Origin of the sequence: Paenibacillus sp. FSL R7-0273 (genome assembly GCF_000758625.1) — a bacterium.
In the GTDB taxonomy this organism is placed as follows: Bacteria; Bacillota; Bacilli; order Paenibacillales; family Paenibacillaceae; genus Paenibacillus_AQ.
The window spans coordinates 5,416,210-5,431,106 of record NZ_CP009283.1 but is presented as its reverse complement, the minus strand read 5'-3'; the positions used below and the strand labels follow the sequence as shown (position 1 = coordinate 5,431,106).

The following is a 14,897-nucleotide window of genomic DNA, read 5'->3' as shown; positions in this document are numbered from 1 at the left end:
GTATCCACCGCTTTCTTGTATTGTTGTCGAAATTGTTCTTCCTTCACTCTGATTCCGCTCCTTCCAGCTCCAGTTTTAACAGCTGCCGTCCCCGCTGAAGCCGCATTTTCACAGCAGAGTCACTGATCTGCAGAATCCGGCTGATTTCCTGTACAGAATAATCCTCGTAGTAGTAGAGATGGATCACTGTTTTAATTTTCGCAGGCAATGCCATTACGAGCTGCAGCAGCGCCAGATCTATAGGACCGTCTGCTGCCAGCGCCTCGGCACCGTCCAGCTTGACCTCGCGCTTTCGCCAGCCCCTGCCCAGCATTGTTTTGCAGGTATTGGTAAGCACACGGATCAGCCATGCCTTCTGATGCTCGGCGTCGTTAAAAGCCGGCGCCTTCTCCATCAGCTTGATGAACGTATCCTGAACGGCCTCTTCAGCATCCTGGCGGCGGCCCAGATGGACCATCGCAATCCGGAACAGCATCTCTGAATAGGCTTCGTAACTCTTTATCACATGATTTCCCGGCCGGGTCATGGATCGCTGCATGATGCAATGACCTCCTTTATACCTATAACACCACTACGAACGGGATTTGGTCACATTTTGTTTCGGGAAATTTTAAATATTACGCCGTGATGTCACTTCATTCTGATTAAGCCAGGGGGATATGGGGTAAAATCCGGTAAGTCTGCATACCTTATTCTGGAAAAGCGATGCATGGAATGAAATAGTGAAGGGGCGAGAATATGAATAATAGAAAATATGTTGCAGGAATTGGTCTGGTGCTGGCCGCTATTACCTTGAGTGCCTGCAGCAGTAATAATGAGGCGGATAATGCTGCCGCGACGGCTCAGCCGACTGCAGCAGCTACGGAGGAAGCGGCCGCTTCAGTCCAGCCGTCAGCAACGGCCGCGCCAGCCGCTACTGAACAGGCTTCTGTCCAGCCGGCTGCGGGAGCTGCATCAGAGGGATTGCCGGAGCATTTGCCTGGAGACTTTCCGCTCCCTGAGGATGCTGTGATCAGCGTGTCGCATTCGGAAGAGAATGAAGGCAAGAAGGCAACGCTGCTTATTTTCAGGACTAAGGAAGGGATGGAGTCTGTAACCAAGCGGTACAAGGATTATTTCGCTGACAAACTGGGAGATAATGCTGTACAAACAATAGATGAGAAGAATCTGATTATCCAGGGCAACTCACCGGACAATACGCAAATCTGGTCCGTAATCGGAGGCGCGCTGACGGCTGAACCCGGTGTCGTTGAGCTTAATATTACCTGGTCGGAGCTCTGAGATTCGAAGTGACAGGATACAAAAATATAAAACCAGCCTTCAACAGGCTGGTTTTTTTGTGGGAGCGCGGCAATGTGCACCAACTCCATAAGTATTATTTTTCCATTCGCCGCTATCTATCCTCCGGCCTTTGTAGTAAACTGATAACCCTGGAATTTATTCCATATTTATCAAGGAGGCTTAATGCATGCAGGAGCAACTGTCAGCTGCCAACAAAGCAGCTTGGGAAACGAAGGCCTATCAGGCCTGGGTAGAGCATCACGGGACGCCGGAGGCGCTTGCCGAAGTGCTGAAGAAGGACCCGCGGCACCCGCTGCGTTACTGGTTGAAATACATAGGAGATCCATCCGGCAAAAAAGTGCTCAATCTGCTCGGCTCCCACGGCCGTAAAGCGATTCCCTTAGCGCTGCTAGGAGCCGAGGTGACGGTGGTTGATATTTCCGCGGAGAACTGCCGGTATGCTATTGAGGTGGCGGCTGCGGCGGGAGTGGAGCTGAGCTATATCTGCGCGGATGTGCTGAGTATCCCGGATGAAGAAACGCTGGGAACGTTCGATTATGTGCTGACAGAGTTTGGGGTTTTGCATTATTTTGCCGATCTGAAGCCTTTATTCTCGCTTGTTAACCGGAGGCTGGGGGAGGGCGGCCGGCTGCTGCTGACGGATTTTCATCCGTTTGCCAGAGCGTGGAAGACGACGGAGACGCTCCGGGAGTCGACAGGCAATTATTTTGATGATACAGTCCGGGAAGGTGAGGTCGCCTTTGCCAGGCTGCTGCCGGAAGCAGAGCGTCCGGGACTGAACAAGGTGCTGACCAAGGCCTGGACGGCGGGGGACATATTGACTGCGGCGGCTGCTAACGGGCTGTATATCCGGACCTTTGAAGAGATTCCCAATGCCGCAGACCCGGGCTTTCCCGAGTTTTATACCCTGGTTGCCGATAAAGCTGAGGTGCAGCTCTCACCGCTAAATCCCTGATTATAGGCATTAGACAACCAAACAGCAGCATATGGCTACATAAAAGACGAATAAGGTGGTGTGCCGGTGCCGCGTAATCAGGAATTCAGAGTCTACATTATTACCAAGGGGGATATCCTCCGGTTTGTCGCGATAGAGATTGTGCTTGGAACGCTGACCTACTCGATCGCGATGAAGCTGTTTCATAATATGATTTTGGCGAGTGCGGGCGGCTGGGCCGGGACGGAGGGCTTCAAGCGGCTGGTTATGCTAAGGAGTATTTTGGCAAAATAAATATTGCAGCAGGGCAGGCCATCCTTTTAGGGATGGTCTTTTGTATGGAAGGACCTTTGTCAGCGGAATTTCACCGCAGATGCGGAAAAGGACCTGCGGAACTTCAAGTCTCCTATACTTTTGCTGCTGGTGGATGACGATATTAATGTAGATGTACAAGAAACGGAGCGGGTGTACCGGGAACGCATCATGCCTTCCTCCTACTGTGGAGGCTACATGGAACAGATTGAGCTGTTCCTTCGGGAGATATAAGGGCACATAAAGGACATAACATCCAGTTATGCTAATACCAATAACATCTTTGAAGGCGGGGACTGGATTGAAGAAGAAGCTTCTGCTCGTAGAGGATGAAATCCGGATCCGCGAGCTGGTGTCAGACTATTTCATACAAAACGGCTGGGAAGTATGCGAAGCGGACAACGGGCAGGATGCGCTGCTCTGGTTCAGCTCCCAGCTGCCGGATCTGATCATCCTGGATATTATGATGCCCAGGCTGAACGGGTTCGAGGTGTGCCGGGAGATCCGCCGGCAATCAGCGATTCCTATTATTCTGCTGACGGCAAAGTCTGCAGATGACGATAAGATATACGGCTTTGAAGCGGGAGCGGACGATTATGTGACAAAGCCGTTCAGCCCCAAGGTGCTGGTTGCGCGGGCCAATGCGCTAATGAAGCGGGTGGAGGGCGGTCACCTGCCGGATTCCGGCAGCCTCAAATTCGGCGCTGCGGTCTTTAATACCTCTGCCCACCGGCTGGAAATCGGAGGTGCAGAGGTGGAGCTTGCCCCCAAAGAATATGAGCTGTTATGGCTGCTGATCCGCAATAAAGGCATTGCCGTCTCCCGTGACACCATTCTGAGCCGGGTCTGGGGCCTTGAATTTGACGGGGATTCCCGGGTTGTGGACAGCCATATCAAGAAGCTGCGCAGCAAGCTGGGTGCAGAGTCACGCTGCATCCGTACGGTGGTCGGCACCGGATACATGTTCGAGGAAGAAGCATGAGAAGACAGGGAATCACCTTTAAGCTGTTTGTGATGACGGTGATCTTTTTTCTCTGCTTTTACGGGATGGTTACACTGGGCCAGCTGCTTTTCTTTGACGGCTTCTACCAGCATCAGAAGGAGAGCCGGGTTGAAAAGCATCTTAAAGGCTTTGGTGCCAGCTATACCAGTGAGCAATGGAACGGCAGCCGGCTGTCCCAGGAGCTGGTCCGCTTTATGCTGCGCAACAAGACACAACTGGCGATTGTGAAGCTGGACGGCAAGATGAATTCAGACGACCCGTATCATATGAAGCTGCGGACGAAGGACGGCAGGGAGCTGGTGGTTTCCCTTTCGATGTTCATGAGCGAATACGGGGACGCGCTGAGGGCGGCGGATATCAAGGAAGAGGATTCGCTGACGCTTGAGGGCGAGCTTTTTGAAGAGGAAGGCAGTGCTCAGGACCTGATCTATCCTGTAAGCATAACCTTCGGCGGCAGAACGATAGGGATGCATGAGGAGGGAATGACGCGGCTGTCCGGAACGGTCACAGAAATTGTACTGCCGGATCTTAAGCTATGGAATCCGCGTCAGGGAATTCTGCTTGAGGCGCTGGAAGAATGGTTCCCTCTGACGTCTAAGCAAAAGGCGGATCTGGAGCAGCTGGAAATGCAAAAGCAGGAGTGGACGGCTCCCTGGAGCGGGATCCGCAATTCTGTCATTATTCTGCCTGTCCGGCAGGCCGGCGGAGAGATTGAGCTGCTGTTCACGGTTACCTCCCTGCAGGATGTCAAGGATTCGAATGAAGCGCTGCGCTGGTTCTTTTTATATCTGGGACTGGGCGGGTTTGCGCTGATTCTGATTCTCTCGCTGTTTTTTTCCAAGATGGTCACCAGGCCGCTAATCAAGCTAAATAACATCGCCAAACGGATGGTCTTACTGGACTTTACAGGCGATAACTCGATCCGGCAAAAGGATGAGCTGGGTAGCCTGTCGAACAGCATGTTCACCTTGTCGGTAAGCCTGGATTCGGCGCTGCGCGAGCTGCGTGAGGCTAACCGCCAGCTGGTGGAGGAGATGGAGCATAAACAGCGGATGGAGATTATGCAGCAGGACTTTTTTGCCAATGCCTCGCATGAGCTTAAGACCCCGCTCAGTATTATAAAGGGATTTGCTGAGGGTCTGGAGGATGGTGTGAGTGCAGGCAAGCAGGATCACTACATTAAGGTCATTATTGAGGAAGCCGACAAAATGGAGTTCCTGGTGAAGGATATGCTGGATCTGGCCCGGCTGGAGTCAGGCACCATTAAGCTGCAGAAGAGCTCTTTTATGCTCAGTGAGCTTACAGAGAAGGTGGCTGATAAGCTGGTTCATCTGCTGGACCGCAAGACGCTGAAGGTGGTTGTTATCCCGGTGAATGAGCCGCCGGTGTATGCCGACAGCAGCTGGATGGAGCAGGTGGTGCTGAACTTTATGACCAATGCCATCCGGCACGCGGACGAAGGCAGCATAGTTACCGTCAGGATAGACGGCCAGGGGAAGAATAGTGTGTTCAGCATTCACAATCAGGGCGAGCCGGTTCCGGAGGATCAGCTGGAGCAGATCTGGGAACGGTTCTACCGGGCCGAGCCCTCCCGCAGCCGGCTGACGGGCGGAACCGGACTGGGACTGTCCATTGCCAAACGGATTCTGGATATGCACGGCTGCCGGTATGCAGTAGAGAACAAGGGAAATGGCGTCTGTTTCAGTGTGTACTTTGAAGGCTGAGCAGACAAGCGGCATTAAGGCCGGAAAAGGAGTGGAACCGTTTTGAAATGGAATTGGCTGCCTTCAATGTGCACGCTGGGTAACCTGGGGCTGGGATCCTTGTCCCTGCTGTACACGATTAAGGAGCGCTATGAGCTGGCGTTATTAATGATTCTGCTGGCCGCATTCTGCGATGTGCTGGACGGAATGCTGGCAAGAATGCTGGATTGTACCAGCGAGTTCGGTAAGCAATTGGATTCGCTGGCGGATATTATCTCCTTCGGATTGGCACCGACATTTTTGATTCTATTATATAAGCTGGAGAATGTGCACTGGCTGGGACCGGCGGCTGCGGTTGGCTTTTTGATCTGCGGTGCGCTGCGTCTGGCTAGATTCAATATATCAGCCCCGTCCACGGGCTTCACCGGTATGCCGATCACAGCGGCCGGCGTGATTCTGTCCATGCTGTCGTTATTTGTTGAATATATGAAACCGGGATGGGTCATCATGATGATGGGGCTGTTATCCGTAATGATGATCAGTCATATTCCGTTTCCGTCGCTAAAAAAATACGTTAACAGGAAGTGAGTTCATGCCCTGGATCATAGAGATGATTACCCAATACGGATATTTAGCGGTCTTCCTGCTCATGGCACTGGGGATTCTCGGTATTCCTGTACCGGACGAGCTGCTGATGCTGTTTGTAGGCTATCTGTGCTCGGTGATGGTGCTTAATTTTTCGGTTGCTGTCGTTGTCTGCTTCCTGGGGGCCATTACAGGCACAATGATCAGCTATACCATCGGGCGGAGAGTGGGCCAGCCGGTTGTCGAGAAATTCGGTAAATGGGTGGGCCTTACCCCCAGACGGTTTGCCAGCGTTAAAGGATGGTTTCAGAGGTTCGGCCACTGGACTGTGTTTATTGCCTACTTCATTCCCGGATTAAGACATGTCTGCAGCTACATTTCCGGCATCAGCGCCATGTCGTTCCGCAAGTATCTGCTGATTACCACCGCCGGTGCCTTGATCTGGTCCGTTTTGTTTGTCTCTATCGGCTATTTTATCGGGGCCAGGTTTTCCTTTGCATAGCACGAGGAGGAGCCTCCTACCCGGTTACGCTGGCTTATTCTTAAATAGGACAATGCTGCTGTTGATCCGTCCAAGCTTACCTGCAGCTTCTCACATATTCTAAAAGTAGAATAGATGAGAGGATGTGTGATTTTAAGATGGCAACCATTATTGATGTAGGAAGCAGTACCGCCTCAACAGGCAGCCAGACGATATCCATTCCAATCCTGGCTCCGGGAGCGAACCAGATCCTGGCTGAGTTCGGATTGTCCACCGTTACCGGCGGATCTGTTCTGCTGAATGCCAGCATCGGATTTCAGACGACTTTGGGTGTGCCGAGTGTAGTGTTCACCCTGTACCGGGATGGTCAACCCATTTATAATGTGGGGTCAAGCGGACTGGCGCTGCTGGCAATACAGCCTATAGCGCTGTCTTTTCTGGACAGAAGCGTACCGCCGGGCTATCACGCTTATTCTTTAGGGATAGCTAACAACAGCTTGAACATTCTGCTGAATGCAGCAAGCGTCACCGGTCCGGTAACCTATTCAGGCGTATCCATAGGATAAGAATCTTCAGAAGGTGTATTTACTTTCCTGACAATGCTTGTTATGATCAGAAGTATCAAAAGAGCTTACCCAAGGCGATTAAAGGATGAATTACTCCTTTAGTCGCTTTTTTTATGGGGATTATTTCCGGATTATTCTGTGAGCTTGGTACGTATTTGGAGGAGTGTCCTATGAGAAAAAATGTTTATGAGCTGTTCATGCTGATTGTCGGAGCGTTTTTGTTTGCGCTGGCAGTCAATGTATTCATCATCCCTAATGATTTTGGCGAGGGTGGAGTGACCGGGGTATCGATCATTCTATTCTATCTGCTGGAATGGTCACCGGCACTGGTTGGCTTCACCCTCAACGGAATTCTGCTGATTATCGGCTACAGGCTGCTGGATAAGAAGACTATTCTGTATACTATCATCGCTGTAGCCTTCAATTCCCTATTCCTGTATCTGACTGAGAGCTGGCGGATTGATTCCAGCGAGCCGGTGATTAACGCCATCTTTGCGGGCCTGCTGGCCGGAGGCGGGATCGGACTCATTATCCGGGTTGGCGGTACCACGGCAGGCACGACGATTCTGGCCCGGCTGGCTAATAAATACTGGGACTGGAATATCAGCTATGCGCTGCTGTTCTTTGACCTGATTGTGGCCGGACTGTCAGTCTTCGTCATCGGGATCGAGAAGGTGATGTTCACGTTCGTCATCCTCTTTATTGGAACGAAGGCGATGGAGTTCATTATCGAAGGGGTAAATCCCAAAAAAGCCGTGACCATTATTTCGGCTGAGCATGAGCGCATTGCGGCCAGGGTTACAGAGTTAATGGACCGCGGAGTAACCGTGCTGAAGGGCTACGGATATTATACCGGCGATGATAAGAATGTGCTCTACATTGCCATCAGCAAGCAGGAGGTATCCATGCTCAAAAAAATCGTGCGGTCTGAGGACAAAAATGCCTTTGTTACCATCCACGATGTGCGCGATGTGTTCGGCGAGGGCTTTATCGATATTTCCAAATAAAAGGGCCCGGGCGAAAAGTCATTGCCGTTTCACCCAGTCAGCGGCGGGCAAATCACATATGCTATGGTGTACTCTCAATCATGAAGGAGGAATTGGAAATGGGTTGTTATGGTGAAAATGTAGGTCCAGTTGGCGGAGCAAACTGCGGATACGGCAGTCCTTTTACTTCTACTGCTGCAATTCTGGTATTGTTCATCCTGCTGGTAATCATCACTAAGGCTTTCTGGGTATAACTGAACAAATACAATGTGGCCCTGCCGGTTCCGGCAGGGCTGCTTTTATGCAGCCGGGAAGGACACGCCGGGGAATTGTCGAAAATTTAAAGAAAATTTGGTAATAAGCGGTTCGCCGCCCGCCTTCTATGGGTAACTCCCTGTTTGTAGGTATGAGATGAATACGGACAAGAAAGGAGGGAAACCTGTGTTCTTTGATCAAACACCCTATGACATTAAGCTGGACTGGGGTCAAAGAGGGGCGAGAGCTGCAGCGGAGCGCGGAGACATCGTCATCATTGTCGATGTACTGAGCTTCTCGTCCACTGTTGTAACGGCTGTCGAGCATAAGGCTAACATCTACCCGTATCCCCCGCCGGCCAATGAACAGGCCAGAACCTATGCCAGGGAGCTGGGTGCAGAGCTCATCCGCGGCCGCTCAGAGGCTGTAAGAGCAGGGGGACATTCGTTGTCACCGCTGTCCTTCAGCTCTGCTGATTATGACCGTGACTTTGTCCTGTGTTCCATGAACGGTGCAGCATGTACATGGATTGCCGCACAGGTGCCCGCACTGCTGGTCGGCTGTCTGCTGAATGCATCGGCTGTGGCAGAAGCTGCCAATCTGCTGAGGCTTGAATCAGGAGCGGCCATCACGGTCGTTCCCTGCGGTGAGAAATGGCCGGATGTTATCGGCTCCGAGAATAATCTCCGGCCCGGCATTGAAGATTACCTAAGCGCGGGACTCATTCTCTCTAAGCTGTCAGGGAGCAAATCTGCGGAAGCGGAGGTCTGCATCGGTGCGCTGCGGTCCTCCGGGCAGCGGATCCGGGAGCTGATCTGGGAATCCTCCAGCGGCCGGGAGCTGCGTGAGCGGGGATTCGAAGCCGATGTGACCTATTGCTGTCAGGTGGATATCAGCTATGCTGTGCCGGTAATGCAGCATAACCGGTTTGTTAATGTGCTGTGTCTGGCTTGACCGTTGGCGATTGACCGGGCAGAATTGCAGCATCGCATTGCTGCATCGCAAAAGGTATACATTTTCAGCCAGTCTTAAGCCGGATTTCATACTGAATTAAGCTAAGCGCTGTATAGTAATGACATACCCCCCTTATTCATAGATTTGGACCCTGCCGGACGCCGGCGGGGTCATTTTTTTGTGTACGGGAGCATGCGCATTCATCCCTCAGGCTCCTGCAGAAGAATCGAGAAGGTTTCGGTTTCGTGATCGACCTCGATTGCCGCGATGCCGACGAAATCAGGTATTTCAGGGTGAACCGCGTCTACGCTGTAATCCGGATGAGCCAGCAATAACCGGATAACCTGAATAGCTTCCATATCGCTCCTCCTCAAAGGATTTATGAACGTATTGTCCCCGCAGTGGTTATCTAATATGTCTGTGGATGAATTTTCTCTCCTCGCTGCGCTCCATTACAGCCATCAGCTGGCCCTGAAAGATCCGCCGCTGAATCTGGTCAATCCGCTGCACGGCCAGCTCCTCGGGTACCTGGAATGTAGAGGCTATATGATATACAGCATCTTCCCGCAGCTCAGGCAAGGGTCTGGCGGAGATCATGGAGTAAGGCATGGCTGCATAGAGAATAAAGCGTTCGGATTCGTCCTGCTGTGCCTGTGTGAACTGGCCGGGCATCAGGATACGGCTGCCGGCGTGGCGGAGCAGATGGCAGAGCTCATGAAGGAATTCAAGGCGCTGCAGCTCGGGCGGGAGCCGGTTGTCCAGGAACATGGTATACATGCCCGCTGAGGCCTCCACGCTCTTGCTGCGGACATCCAGATAATGCACCCAGATGTTGAGCCGTTCGGCTATGTAAGAAATAGAAATATCGGACGGGCGGGTTACCTGCAGACGCTGATATAAATCCTCCGTCCAGCTCTCAAGAGCAGTCATCTGGTAATAGGATTGCATATTATCACCTCTAAATAGGATCGTATGTTCGCATTTACGGGTAAAAGAAAAGCCCGTAGGGCTAAGGGGACCGGTATTGACCGGAACTGACGTTCTTATGTATTTAAGGATAAAACAATTAAACCTGAATATCAAGTGTTTTTCCAAGATCCGGATGCGGGCTCTGCTGAAGCATCTGGGCCATATTCTGCGCCAGCACCTCAGCTGTGTTTTTGGCTATACTCATAACCTGCAGGCCGGCAGCCTGCTTAAGAGAAGCCTGGCCCATGGCAATGGATAATGCGGCTACGTCCATTATGCACCTCCTGTTATTCTCGCATTTTTGGGTATTAGCAGTGCTCCTATTGTATATCGACTGCATGAAGCCGGTTCATTAGTCTTTACCCTCCGATAGGCGAATAGAGATGTTTGCCGATTGGCCCAAACTGCCGGATCAGCTGATACATATTCTGTGGCGTGGGCATAAACATTACAGGGAGGAATTAAATAATGGGTGCAGATTACGGTTGCGGTTGCGGAAACAATGTTGGCGGAGTGAATCAGGGACCTCCGGTCGTACCGGTTGTAAGCCCTTGGATGACCTCAACCAATGCGATTCTGGTTCTGTTCATTTTGCTGGTTATTATCACAAGAGCCTGTTTGTTCTAAAAAAGCTTCAGTAAGCAGCAGCTCCGCCGGTAAAAGTCCCGGCGGAGCTGCTGTCTGTCCGTTCCTATTTGAACATGAACTCTACCCGTGTCCCGTCGGCATAGCCTTCGAGCTGGTTGCCTACCCAGCTGCCCGCCCCCCGGTTATCACTCGGTGTTATGTATTCAATGTCGGCTCCGGCGCCGCCCTCGGCACACATTGCCATCGGCCACTCATCGCGGTCATAGCCTTTTTTGGTCGGGACGCCTTTAAGGGATTCCTTGCGGTTCTCCTCTGCGTCCTCACGGCTGATCGTACAGATCGCAGACTCGCCGTTCTTGATCGCTTCCTGGATGTGCTCAGCCGTTTCCGGATAGCGGTCTGAAGGGAAAACCAGCTGTACGACCTCAGAGCCGCCGCCGGAAGGCGTTGGCGTGACCGGTAGGCCGTTCTCTTCAAACCAGTAAGCTGCCAGTGCAAGCAGAACAACAATAATAAGGCTAGGGATAAATTTCTGTTTCTTCACATGCTCCTCCTGATGATGCGGAATCTTGTTGCTTCGGTCTACTCAGTATAGCTTATAATTAGCAGATTTTAGTATACTAAATAAGAAAAATAGACCGAATAGGTCGTAAGGATCGGGAGGAAGATCAGATGAGGGCTGAACTATCAATAGAAGATGAAACGCTGGTTGCTGCTGCCGGGGAGATTATCAAGAAGCGCTACGAGTGGGAAAGGCATCATGTCGGTGCGGCGCTCCGCACCAAAACGGGTGAGATTTTTACTGCGGTGCATCTGGAAGCCAGCCTGTCCCGGGTAACTGTTTGTGCAGAGGCGATGGTCATCGGCAAGGCTATTTCGGAAGGCTACAAAGAGTTTGATACTATTGTTGCAGTAAGGCATCCGGACCCGGACAGTGAGGACAGAGAAATCAGGGTGGTATCTCCCTGCGGCATGTGCCGTGAGCTGATTGCCGATTACGCAGAAGACTGCAGGGTGATCGTTCCCCGGGAAGAAAATCTGGCAAAGACCGATATTCTGGATCTGCTGCCAATGCGATACTCCCGCCAGCAACAGCCATAGCAGGCTAGATTTATTCATTAATACATACTTGTACTAAGCTTACAGCACGTAATTTTGTGAAAAAGTTCATTGAAAATTAAAATATTATCCCTGTTTACCCGCCATCCGCCGCTTCCCTGTAACGGTTGTCCCCATACAATGGTACAAAAAAAGGATGGTGGAACAAATGGAACAGCGCATACTCCGGGATCTGCTCGACTCCGCATCCCGGCTGGTAAATGATGCAGCGTGGCAGACAGCCTTCCGCGCTTTGCTGCGGGCTCCGGCGGATGAGAAGCTGGCAGCGCCGGCGCTGAAGCTGTTGAATAATCTGTACTCACTGCAAGGCAAGGGGATTATCAGCGGGATACACGATTATCTGGAAAGTGCAGATGAGTTCAGCAACAAGCTGAAGAATACAAGCGGCCAATATGTCGGGCTTCACGGCTACGAGCTGGGGGCGATCGGCAACCAGACCGAGGCACTGATAGCCAACCAGCGTCAGTGGGTGACAGACAGCGCTATCCGCTGGCACAAGGCTGGAGGGATTGTCACCATGAGCTATCATGCCAATCTGCCGGGGAAGGCTCCGGCCTGGTCGAATGTCTCGATGAACCTCAGCGAAGCTGATTTTGCCAGATATATTACACCGGGTACCACTCAGTACACTGCGCTGCTGGCAGATCTGGACAAGGCAGCCGTCTACCTCAAAAAACTGAATGACGCAGGCGTACCCGTCCTCTGGAGACCTTATCATGAGATGAACGGCGGCTGGTTCTGGTGGGGGCAGAAAAGCCGGTTCACCGAGCTGTGGAACCTCATGTTTGACCGCTACACCGTGTATCACGGGCTGCATAACCTGCTCTGGGTGTGGAGTCCCAATGCCCAGAACCAGTGGAGCCATGAGCCGTCCAGATACTATCCCGGCGCAGGCAGGGTAGATGTGCTGGCGCTCGATATTTATGACGGGGACTTTAAAGACAGCCATCACGACGGGCTGTGGGATCTCGGCCGCGGCAAGCTAATCGCCATCGGGGAGAACGGCAAGCTGCCTTCTGCAGCTGTCCTGGCCAAATCCCAAAATAAATGGTCCTACCAGCTGACCTGGGCCAAGCTGCTGTACGAGCAGAATACGGAGGCGGTAATCAAGGCTTTTATGAATGACGGCTTTGTCATTACCAGGGATGAGTATAAGGCCTTGGTAGCCGCAGGGGAGCAGACGCATCCTCCGGGAATTAAGGGCGAATATTTCAATAATATGACGCTGAGCGGAGCACCTGCATTGGTCCGGACAGATTCCGCAATTAACTTTACATGGAGGCAGGCGAGCCCAGACCCGCTAATTAATGCCGACTTCTTCGCTGTACGATGGACCGGTAAGCTGATACCTGACTTCAGCGAGACTTACAATCTCTACACCTACTCCGATGACGGCATACGGGTGTGGGTTGACGGGATCCTGGTGATCGACAGCTGGGTCAAGCAGAGCGGAACAGAGCGCAAAGGCAGTGTACAGCTGATCCAAGGCAAGCTGCATGAGCTGAAGGTTGAGTACTATGAGAACCAGGGTGACGCCAAGGCAATCCTCATGTGGGAGAGCCATAGCCGTCCGAGAGAGGTTATTCCTGCCGATGCTTACGTGCTGGCTTAGCGATGAAATTTGCAAAAGGATATCCAATTTGAGGAGGTCTTTTTGCAATGAAGACGCTTTAAAATTGAAATATGGCTGATTCGAGCTTTTTTTACATTAATTTCATTTGCGCTTTACAAAACCCGCCATTATTCTGTTAAGTGGAGGGATTTGAAAAGATGAAAAAAACCTTACTGACAATTTTACTAATGATGGTAATGATCCTTAGTGCCTGCAGCAATAACAGCTCTGCGCCAGCCTCAGAGGAGGAGGTACAGGAGACGGTACAGAACTTCTACAATGAGATGTCAAAGTTTGACGAGATGGGCAAGTCTTCGCTGGAGAATTTCAACACGACGCTTACCTCATATTCGACGGGAGAGGCTACAGACAAAGAGCTTGAGAAAGCCCTTGACTCCTTTCAGGATACAGCCTCAGATATTGCCGACCAGGTTAATGAGGTGAAAATCTCCAAAAGCCTGCCGGAAAATATTGAGACACTGCTGAGAGATGCGGCAATTGCATTCCAGAGCGCCTATTCCATCAAGGAGCAGGCTTCCCGGAGTGCGGCTTCCCCTGAGGTGACTGCCGATGAATTCAATGCCATGAATCAGCAGGCGGATGTGGCGATGCTGTATGGTATTTCTAAGGTTAATCAGGCAAGAGTGGCTGTTGGGCTTCTGGAAGAGGATGCCGCAGCCGAGACGGAGCTTGGGAGCGTTCCCGGGACTGTCGTAGGCACAGAAGCAGTTGAATCCGGCGTGGATGCGGACGGAACCCCTGCAGATAGCGGAGCCGGGGCCGGTAATTCGGCGAACTGACATCAGCTTTGCTTAAGGATTATTATTTGAGGCGCTGTACAGCCTGTCTGTGCGCGCCTTTTGCTTGCGGCCCGGCGAATCCCAGAAGACCGGCTGCCGGTGCCTGGCTGCTGTAATTATTTTCTGCTTGCTTACGGGACGGGTCTGCGAATATAATACGAATACAAACGTATGTTCGTATTGTTTTGGTGTGGATAAGTGAATATAACTTGAGGAGGAGCGGCTATGGGCAAACAGCTGGAGGAAGGATTGCAGGAGGGCCGGAGGATGCTGCCGGAGCAGGTACAGGAAGTCTGTACAGCTGAGTATGATATAGTGAGCAATGACGGACGGCCCGATCTGCAGCAGAAGCTGAAGGAGATTGAGCAGACGCTGGCTGTGTCACTAAAATATCACAAACGGGTATCCGTTGTTCTGCACGGTCAAGGTGAGCCCAGACAAATTAGCGGCTTTGTCACCTCCATTCATACCCACTCGCGCGAAATCAAGCTGCAGTGGGCAGAGGAATGGAAATGGGTTCATGTGGACGATATTGCGGAGGCCTGCATCCTTTAGCCTTCCGTCTTTTCATAAGCAATCAGTGTAACTGCGCTGTTGCCTGTGATCCGGGCAAGCTCAGCTTCAGCCTGCCGGATGATTTCGACTGCGTCCTCCCGTTCGCTGAGAGCCGCCACCTTATAATGTTCGCTGTGAATATCCATGGACAATTCCACCCTTCATTCATGTAA

At 51.8% G+C, this 14,897-nt stretch carries 22 protein-coding genes; 16 read left to right on the top strand and 6 right to left on the bottom strand.

What is annotated here, in order from left to right; genetic code table 11:
• Nucleotides 1–43 precede the first annotated feature (43 nt).
• Complete coding sequence (locus R70723_RS23435; protein WP_039875893.1) at nucleotides 44–538, bottom strand: RNA polymerase sigma factor; 495 nt, start codon at nucleotides 536–538, stop codon at nucleotides 44–46.
• Between the two features lie 200 nt (nucleotides 539–738).
• On the opposite strand from R70723_RS23435, the gene R70723_RS23430 reads away from it, so the two are divergent.
• The 11 genes from R70723_RS23430 to R70723_RS23385 all read left to right on the top strand — a co-directional run bounded on the left by R70723_RS23430 (nucleotide 739) and on the right by R70723_RS23385 (nucleotide 9,081).
• Nucleotides 739–1,281, top strand: coding sequence for a hypothetical protein (locus R70723_RS23430; RefSeq protein WP_047171217.1), 543 nt, complete (start codon nucleotides 739–741; stop codon nucleotides 1,279–1,281).
• A 187-nt stretch (nucleotides 1,282–1,468) separates the two neighbouring features.
• Nucleotides 1,469–2,257: a class I SAM-dependent methyltransferase gene (locus R70723_RS23425; protein ID WP_039875890.1), complete on the top strand. Its 789-nt coding sequence runs from the start codon at nucleotides 1,469–1,471 to the stop codon at nucleotides 2,255–2,257.
• A 66-nt stretch (nucleotides 2,258–2,323) separates the two neighbouring features.
• Nucleotides 2,324–2,530 carry a hypothetical protein gene (locus R70723_RS23420; protein ID WP_231574770.1) on the top strand — a complete coding sequence of 69 codons (207 nt, stop codon included), beginning with the start codon at nucleotides 2,324–2,326 and terminating at the stop codon, nucleotides 2,528–2,530.
• 319 nt (nucleotides 2,531–2,849) lie between these two features.
• Entirely contained in the window at nucleotides 2,850–3,530 is a 681-nt protein-coding gene (locus R70723_RS23415; protein ID WP_039875886.1) for a response regulator transcription factor, read from the top strand.
• Nucleotides 3,527–5,275 (top strand): sensor histidine kinase, encoded by a 1,749-nt coding sequence (locus R70723_RS23410; RefSeq protein ID WP_039875884.1) that lies wholly within the window; start codon nucleotides 3,527–3,529, stop codon nucleotides 5,273–5,275. Before R70723_RS23415 ends, R70723_RS23410 begins: the two co-directional genes overlap by 4 nt.
• Nucleotides 5,276–5,317: 42 nt before the next feature.
• Nucleotides 5,318–5,842, top strand: coding sequence for a CDP-diacylglycerol--serine O-phosphatidyltransferase (pssA, locus tag R70723_RS23405; protein ID WP_039875881.1), 525 nt, complete (start codon nucleotides 5,318–5,320; stop codon nucleotides 5,840–5,842).
• Between the two features lie 4 nt (nucleotides 5,843–5,846).
• On the top strand, nucleotides 5,847–6,341 hold the full coding sequence (locus tag R70723_RS23400; RefSeq protein ID WP_039875880.1) for a DedA family protein: 495 nt from the start codon (nucleotides 5,847–5,849) through the stop codon (nucleotides 6,339–6,341).
• Between the two features lie 137 nt (nucleotides 6,342–6,478).
• Nucleotides 6,479–6,886, top strand: coding sequence for a hypothetical protein (locus R70723_RS23395; RefSeq protein WP_039875877.1), 408 nt, complete (start codon nucleotides 6,479–6,481; stop codon nucleotides 6,884–6,886).
• A gap of 170 nt (nucleotides 6,887–7,056) precedes the next feature.
• The gene (locus tag R70723_RS23390; RefSeq protein WP_039875875.1) at nucleotides 7,057–7,893 is read left to right on the top strand and encodes a YitT family protein; all 837 of its coding nucleotides are present in this window, start codon (nucleotides 7,057–7,059) and stop codon (nucleotides 7,891–7,893) included.
• Nucleotides 7,894–7,991: 98 nt separating this feature from the next.
• Nucleotides 7,992–8,126, top strand: a complete 135-nt coding sequence (locus tag R70723_RS34295; RefSeq protein ID WP_139172006.1) for a hypothetical protein — start codon at nucleotides 7,992–7,994, stop codon at nucleotides 8,124–8,126.
• A 187-nt stretch (nucleotides 8,127–8,313) separates the two neighbouring features.
• Nucleotides 8,314–9,081 (top strand): 2-phosphosulfolactate phosphatase, encoded by a 768-nt coding sequence (locus R70723_RS23385; protein WP_039875874.1) that lies wholly within the window; start codon nucleotides 8,314–8,316, stop codon nucleotides 9,079–9,081.
• A gap of 200 nt (nucleotides 9,082–9,281) precedes the next feature.
• On the opposite strand, the gene R70723_RS33560 is transcribed toward R70723_RS23385, so the two are convergent.
• The 3 genes from R70723_RS33560 to R70723_RS33055 form a co-directional block, all read right to left on the bottom strand.
• The gene (locus R70723_RS33560) at nucleotides 9,282–9,440 is read right to left on the bottom strand and encodes a hypothetical protein (RefSeq protein WP_156123839.1); all 159 of its coding nucleotides are present in this window, start codon (nucleotides 9,438–9,440) and stop codon (nucleotides 9,282–9,284) included.
• Nucleotides 9,441–9,486: 46 nt separating this feature from the next.
• Nucleotides 9,487–10,029: an ImmA/IrrE family metallo-endopeptidase gene (locus R70723_RS23380; RefSeq protein WP_039875873.1), complete on the bottom strand. Its 543-nt coding sequence runs from the start codon at nucleotides 10,027–10,029 to the stop codon at nucleotides 9,487–9,489.
• 118 nt (nucleotides 10,030–10,147) lie between these two features.
• Complete coding sequence (locus tag R70723_RS33055) at nucleotides 10,148–10,324, bottom strand: YjfB family protein (RefSeq protein ID WP_076418353.1); 177 nt, start codon at nucleotides 10,322–10,324, stop codon at nucleotides 10,148–10,150.
• 194 nt (nucleotides 10,325–10,518) lie between these two features.
• On the opposite strand from R70723_RS33055, the gene R70723_RS34125 reads away from it, so the two are divergent.
• Nucleotides 10,519–10,677, top strand: coding sequence for a hypothetical protein (locus R70723_RS34125; RefSeq protein WP_231574769.1), 159 nt, complete (start codon nucleotides 10,519–10,521; stop codon nucleotides 10,675–10,677).
• Nucleotides 10,678–10,741: 64 nt separating this feature from the next.
• Here the strand turns inward: R70723_RS34125 and R70723_RS23375 are convergent, their stop codons facing one another.
• On the bottom strand, nucleotides 10,742–11,182 hold the full coding sequence (locus R70723_RS23375; protein WP_039875870.1) for a NucA/NucB deoxyribonuclease domain-containing protein: 441 nt from the start codon (nucleotides 11,180–11,182) through the stop codon (nucleotides 10,742–10,744).
• 128 nt (nucleotides 11,183–11,310) lie between these two features.
• Here R70723_RS23375 and R70723_RS23370 point away from each other — a divergent pair, with 128 nt between their 5' ends.
• The 4 genes from R70723_RS23370 to R70723_RS23355 all read left to right on the top strand — a co-directional run bounded on the left by R70723_RS23370 (nucleotide 11,311) and on the right by R70723_RS23355 (nucleotide 14,724).
• The gene (locus R70723_RS23370) at nucleotides 11,311–11,739 is read left to right on the top strand and encodes a cytidine deaminase (protein WP_039875867.1); all 429 of its coding nucleotides are present in this window, start codon (nucleotides 11,311–11,313) and stop codon (nucleotides 11,737–11,739) included.
• A 166-nt stretch (nucleotides 11,740–11,905) separates the two neighbouring features.
• On the top strand, nucleotides 11,906–13,369 hold the full coding sequence (locus R70723_RS23365; RefSeq protein ID WP_039875864.1) for a glycosyl hydrolase: 1,464 nt from the start codon (nucleotides 11,906–11,908) through the stop codon (nucleotides 13,367–13,369).
• 158 nt (nucleotides 13,370–13,527) lie between these two features.
• Entirely contained in the window at nucleotides 13,528–14,169 is a 642-nt protein-coding gene (locus R70723_RS23360) for a hypothetical protein (protein ID WP_039875860.1), read from the top strand.
• A gap of 225 nt (nucleotides 14,170–14,394) precedes the next feature.
• Nucleotides 14,395–14,724 (top strand): YolD-like family protein, encoded by a 330-nt coding sequence (locus R70723_RS23355; protein WP_039875856.1) that lies wholly within the window; start codon nucleotides 14,395–14,397, stop codon nucleotides 14,722–14,724.
• On the opposite strand, the gene R70723_RS33825 is transcribed toward R70723_RS23355, so the two are convergent.
• Nucleotides 14,721–14,870: a hypothetical protein gene (locus R70723_RS33825; protein ID WP_179088027.1), complete on the bottom strand. Its 150-nt coding sequence runs from the start codon at nucleotides 14,868–14,870 to the stop codon at nucleotides 14,721–14,723. The two genes, R70723_RS23355 and R70723_RS33825, sit on opposite strands and share 4 nt — an antisense overlap.
• Nucleotides 14,871–14,897 lie beyond the last annotated feature (27 nt).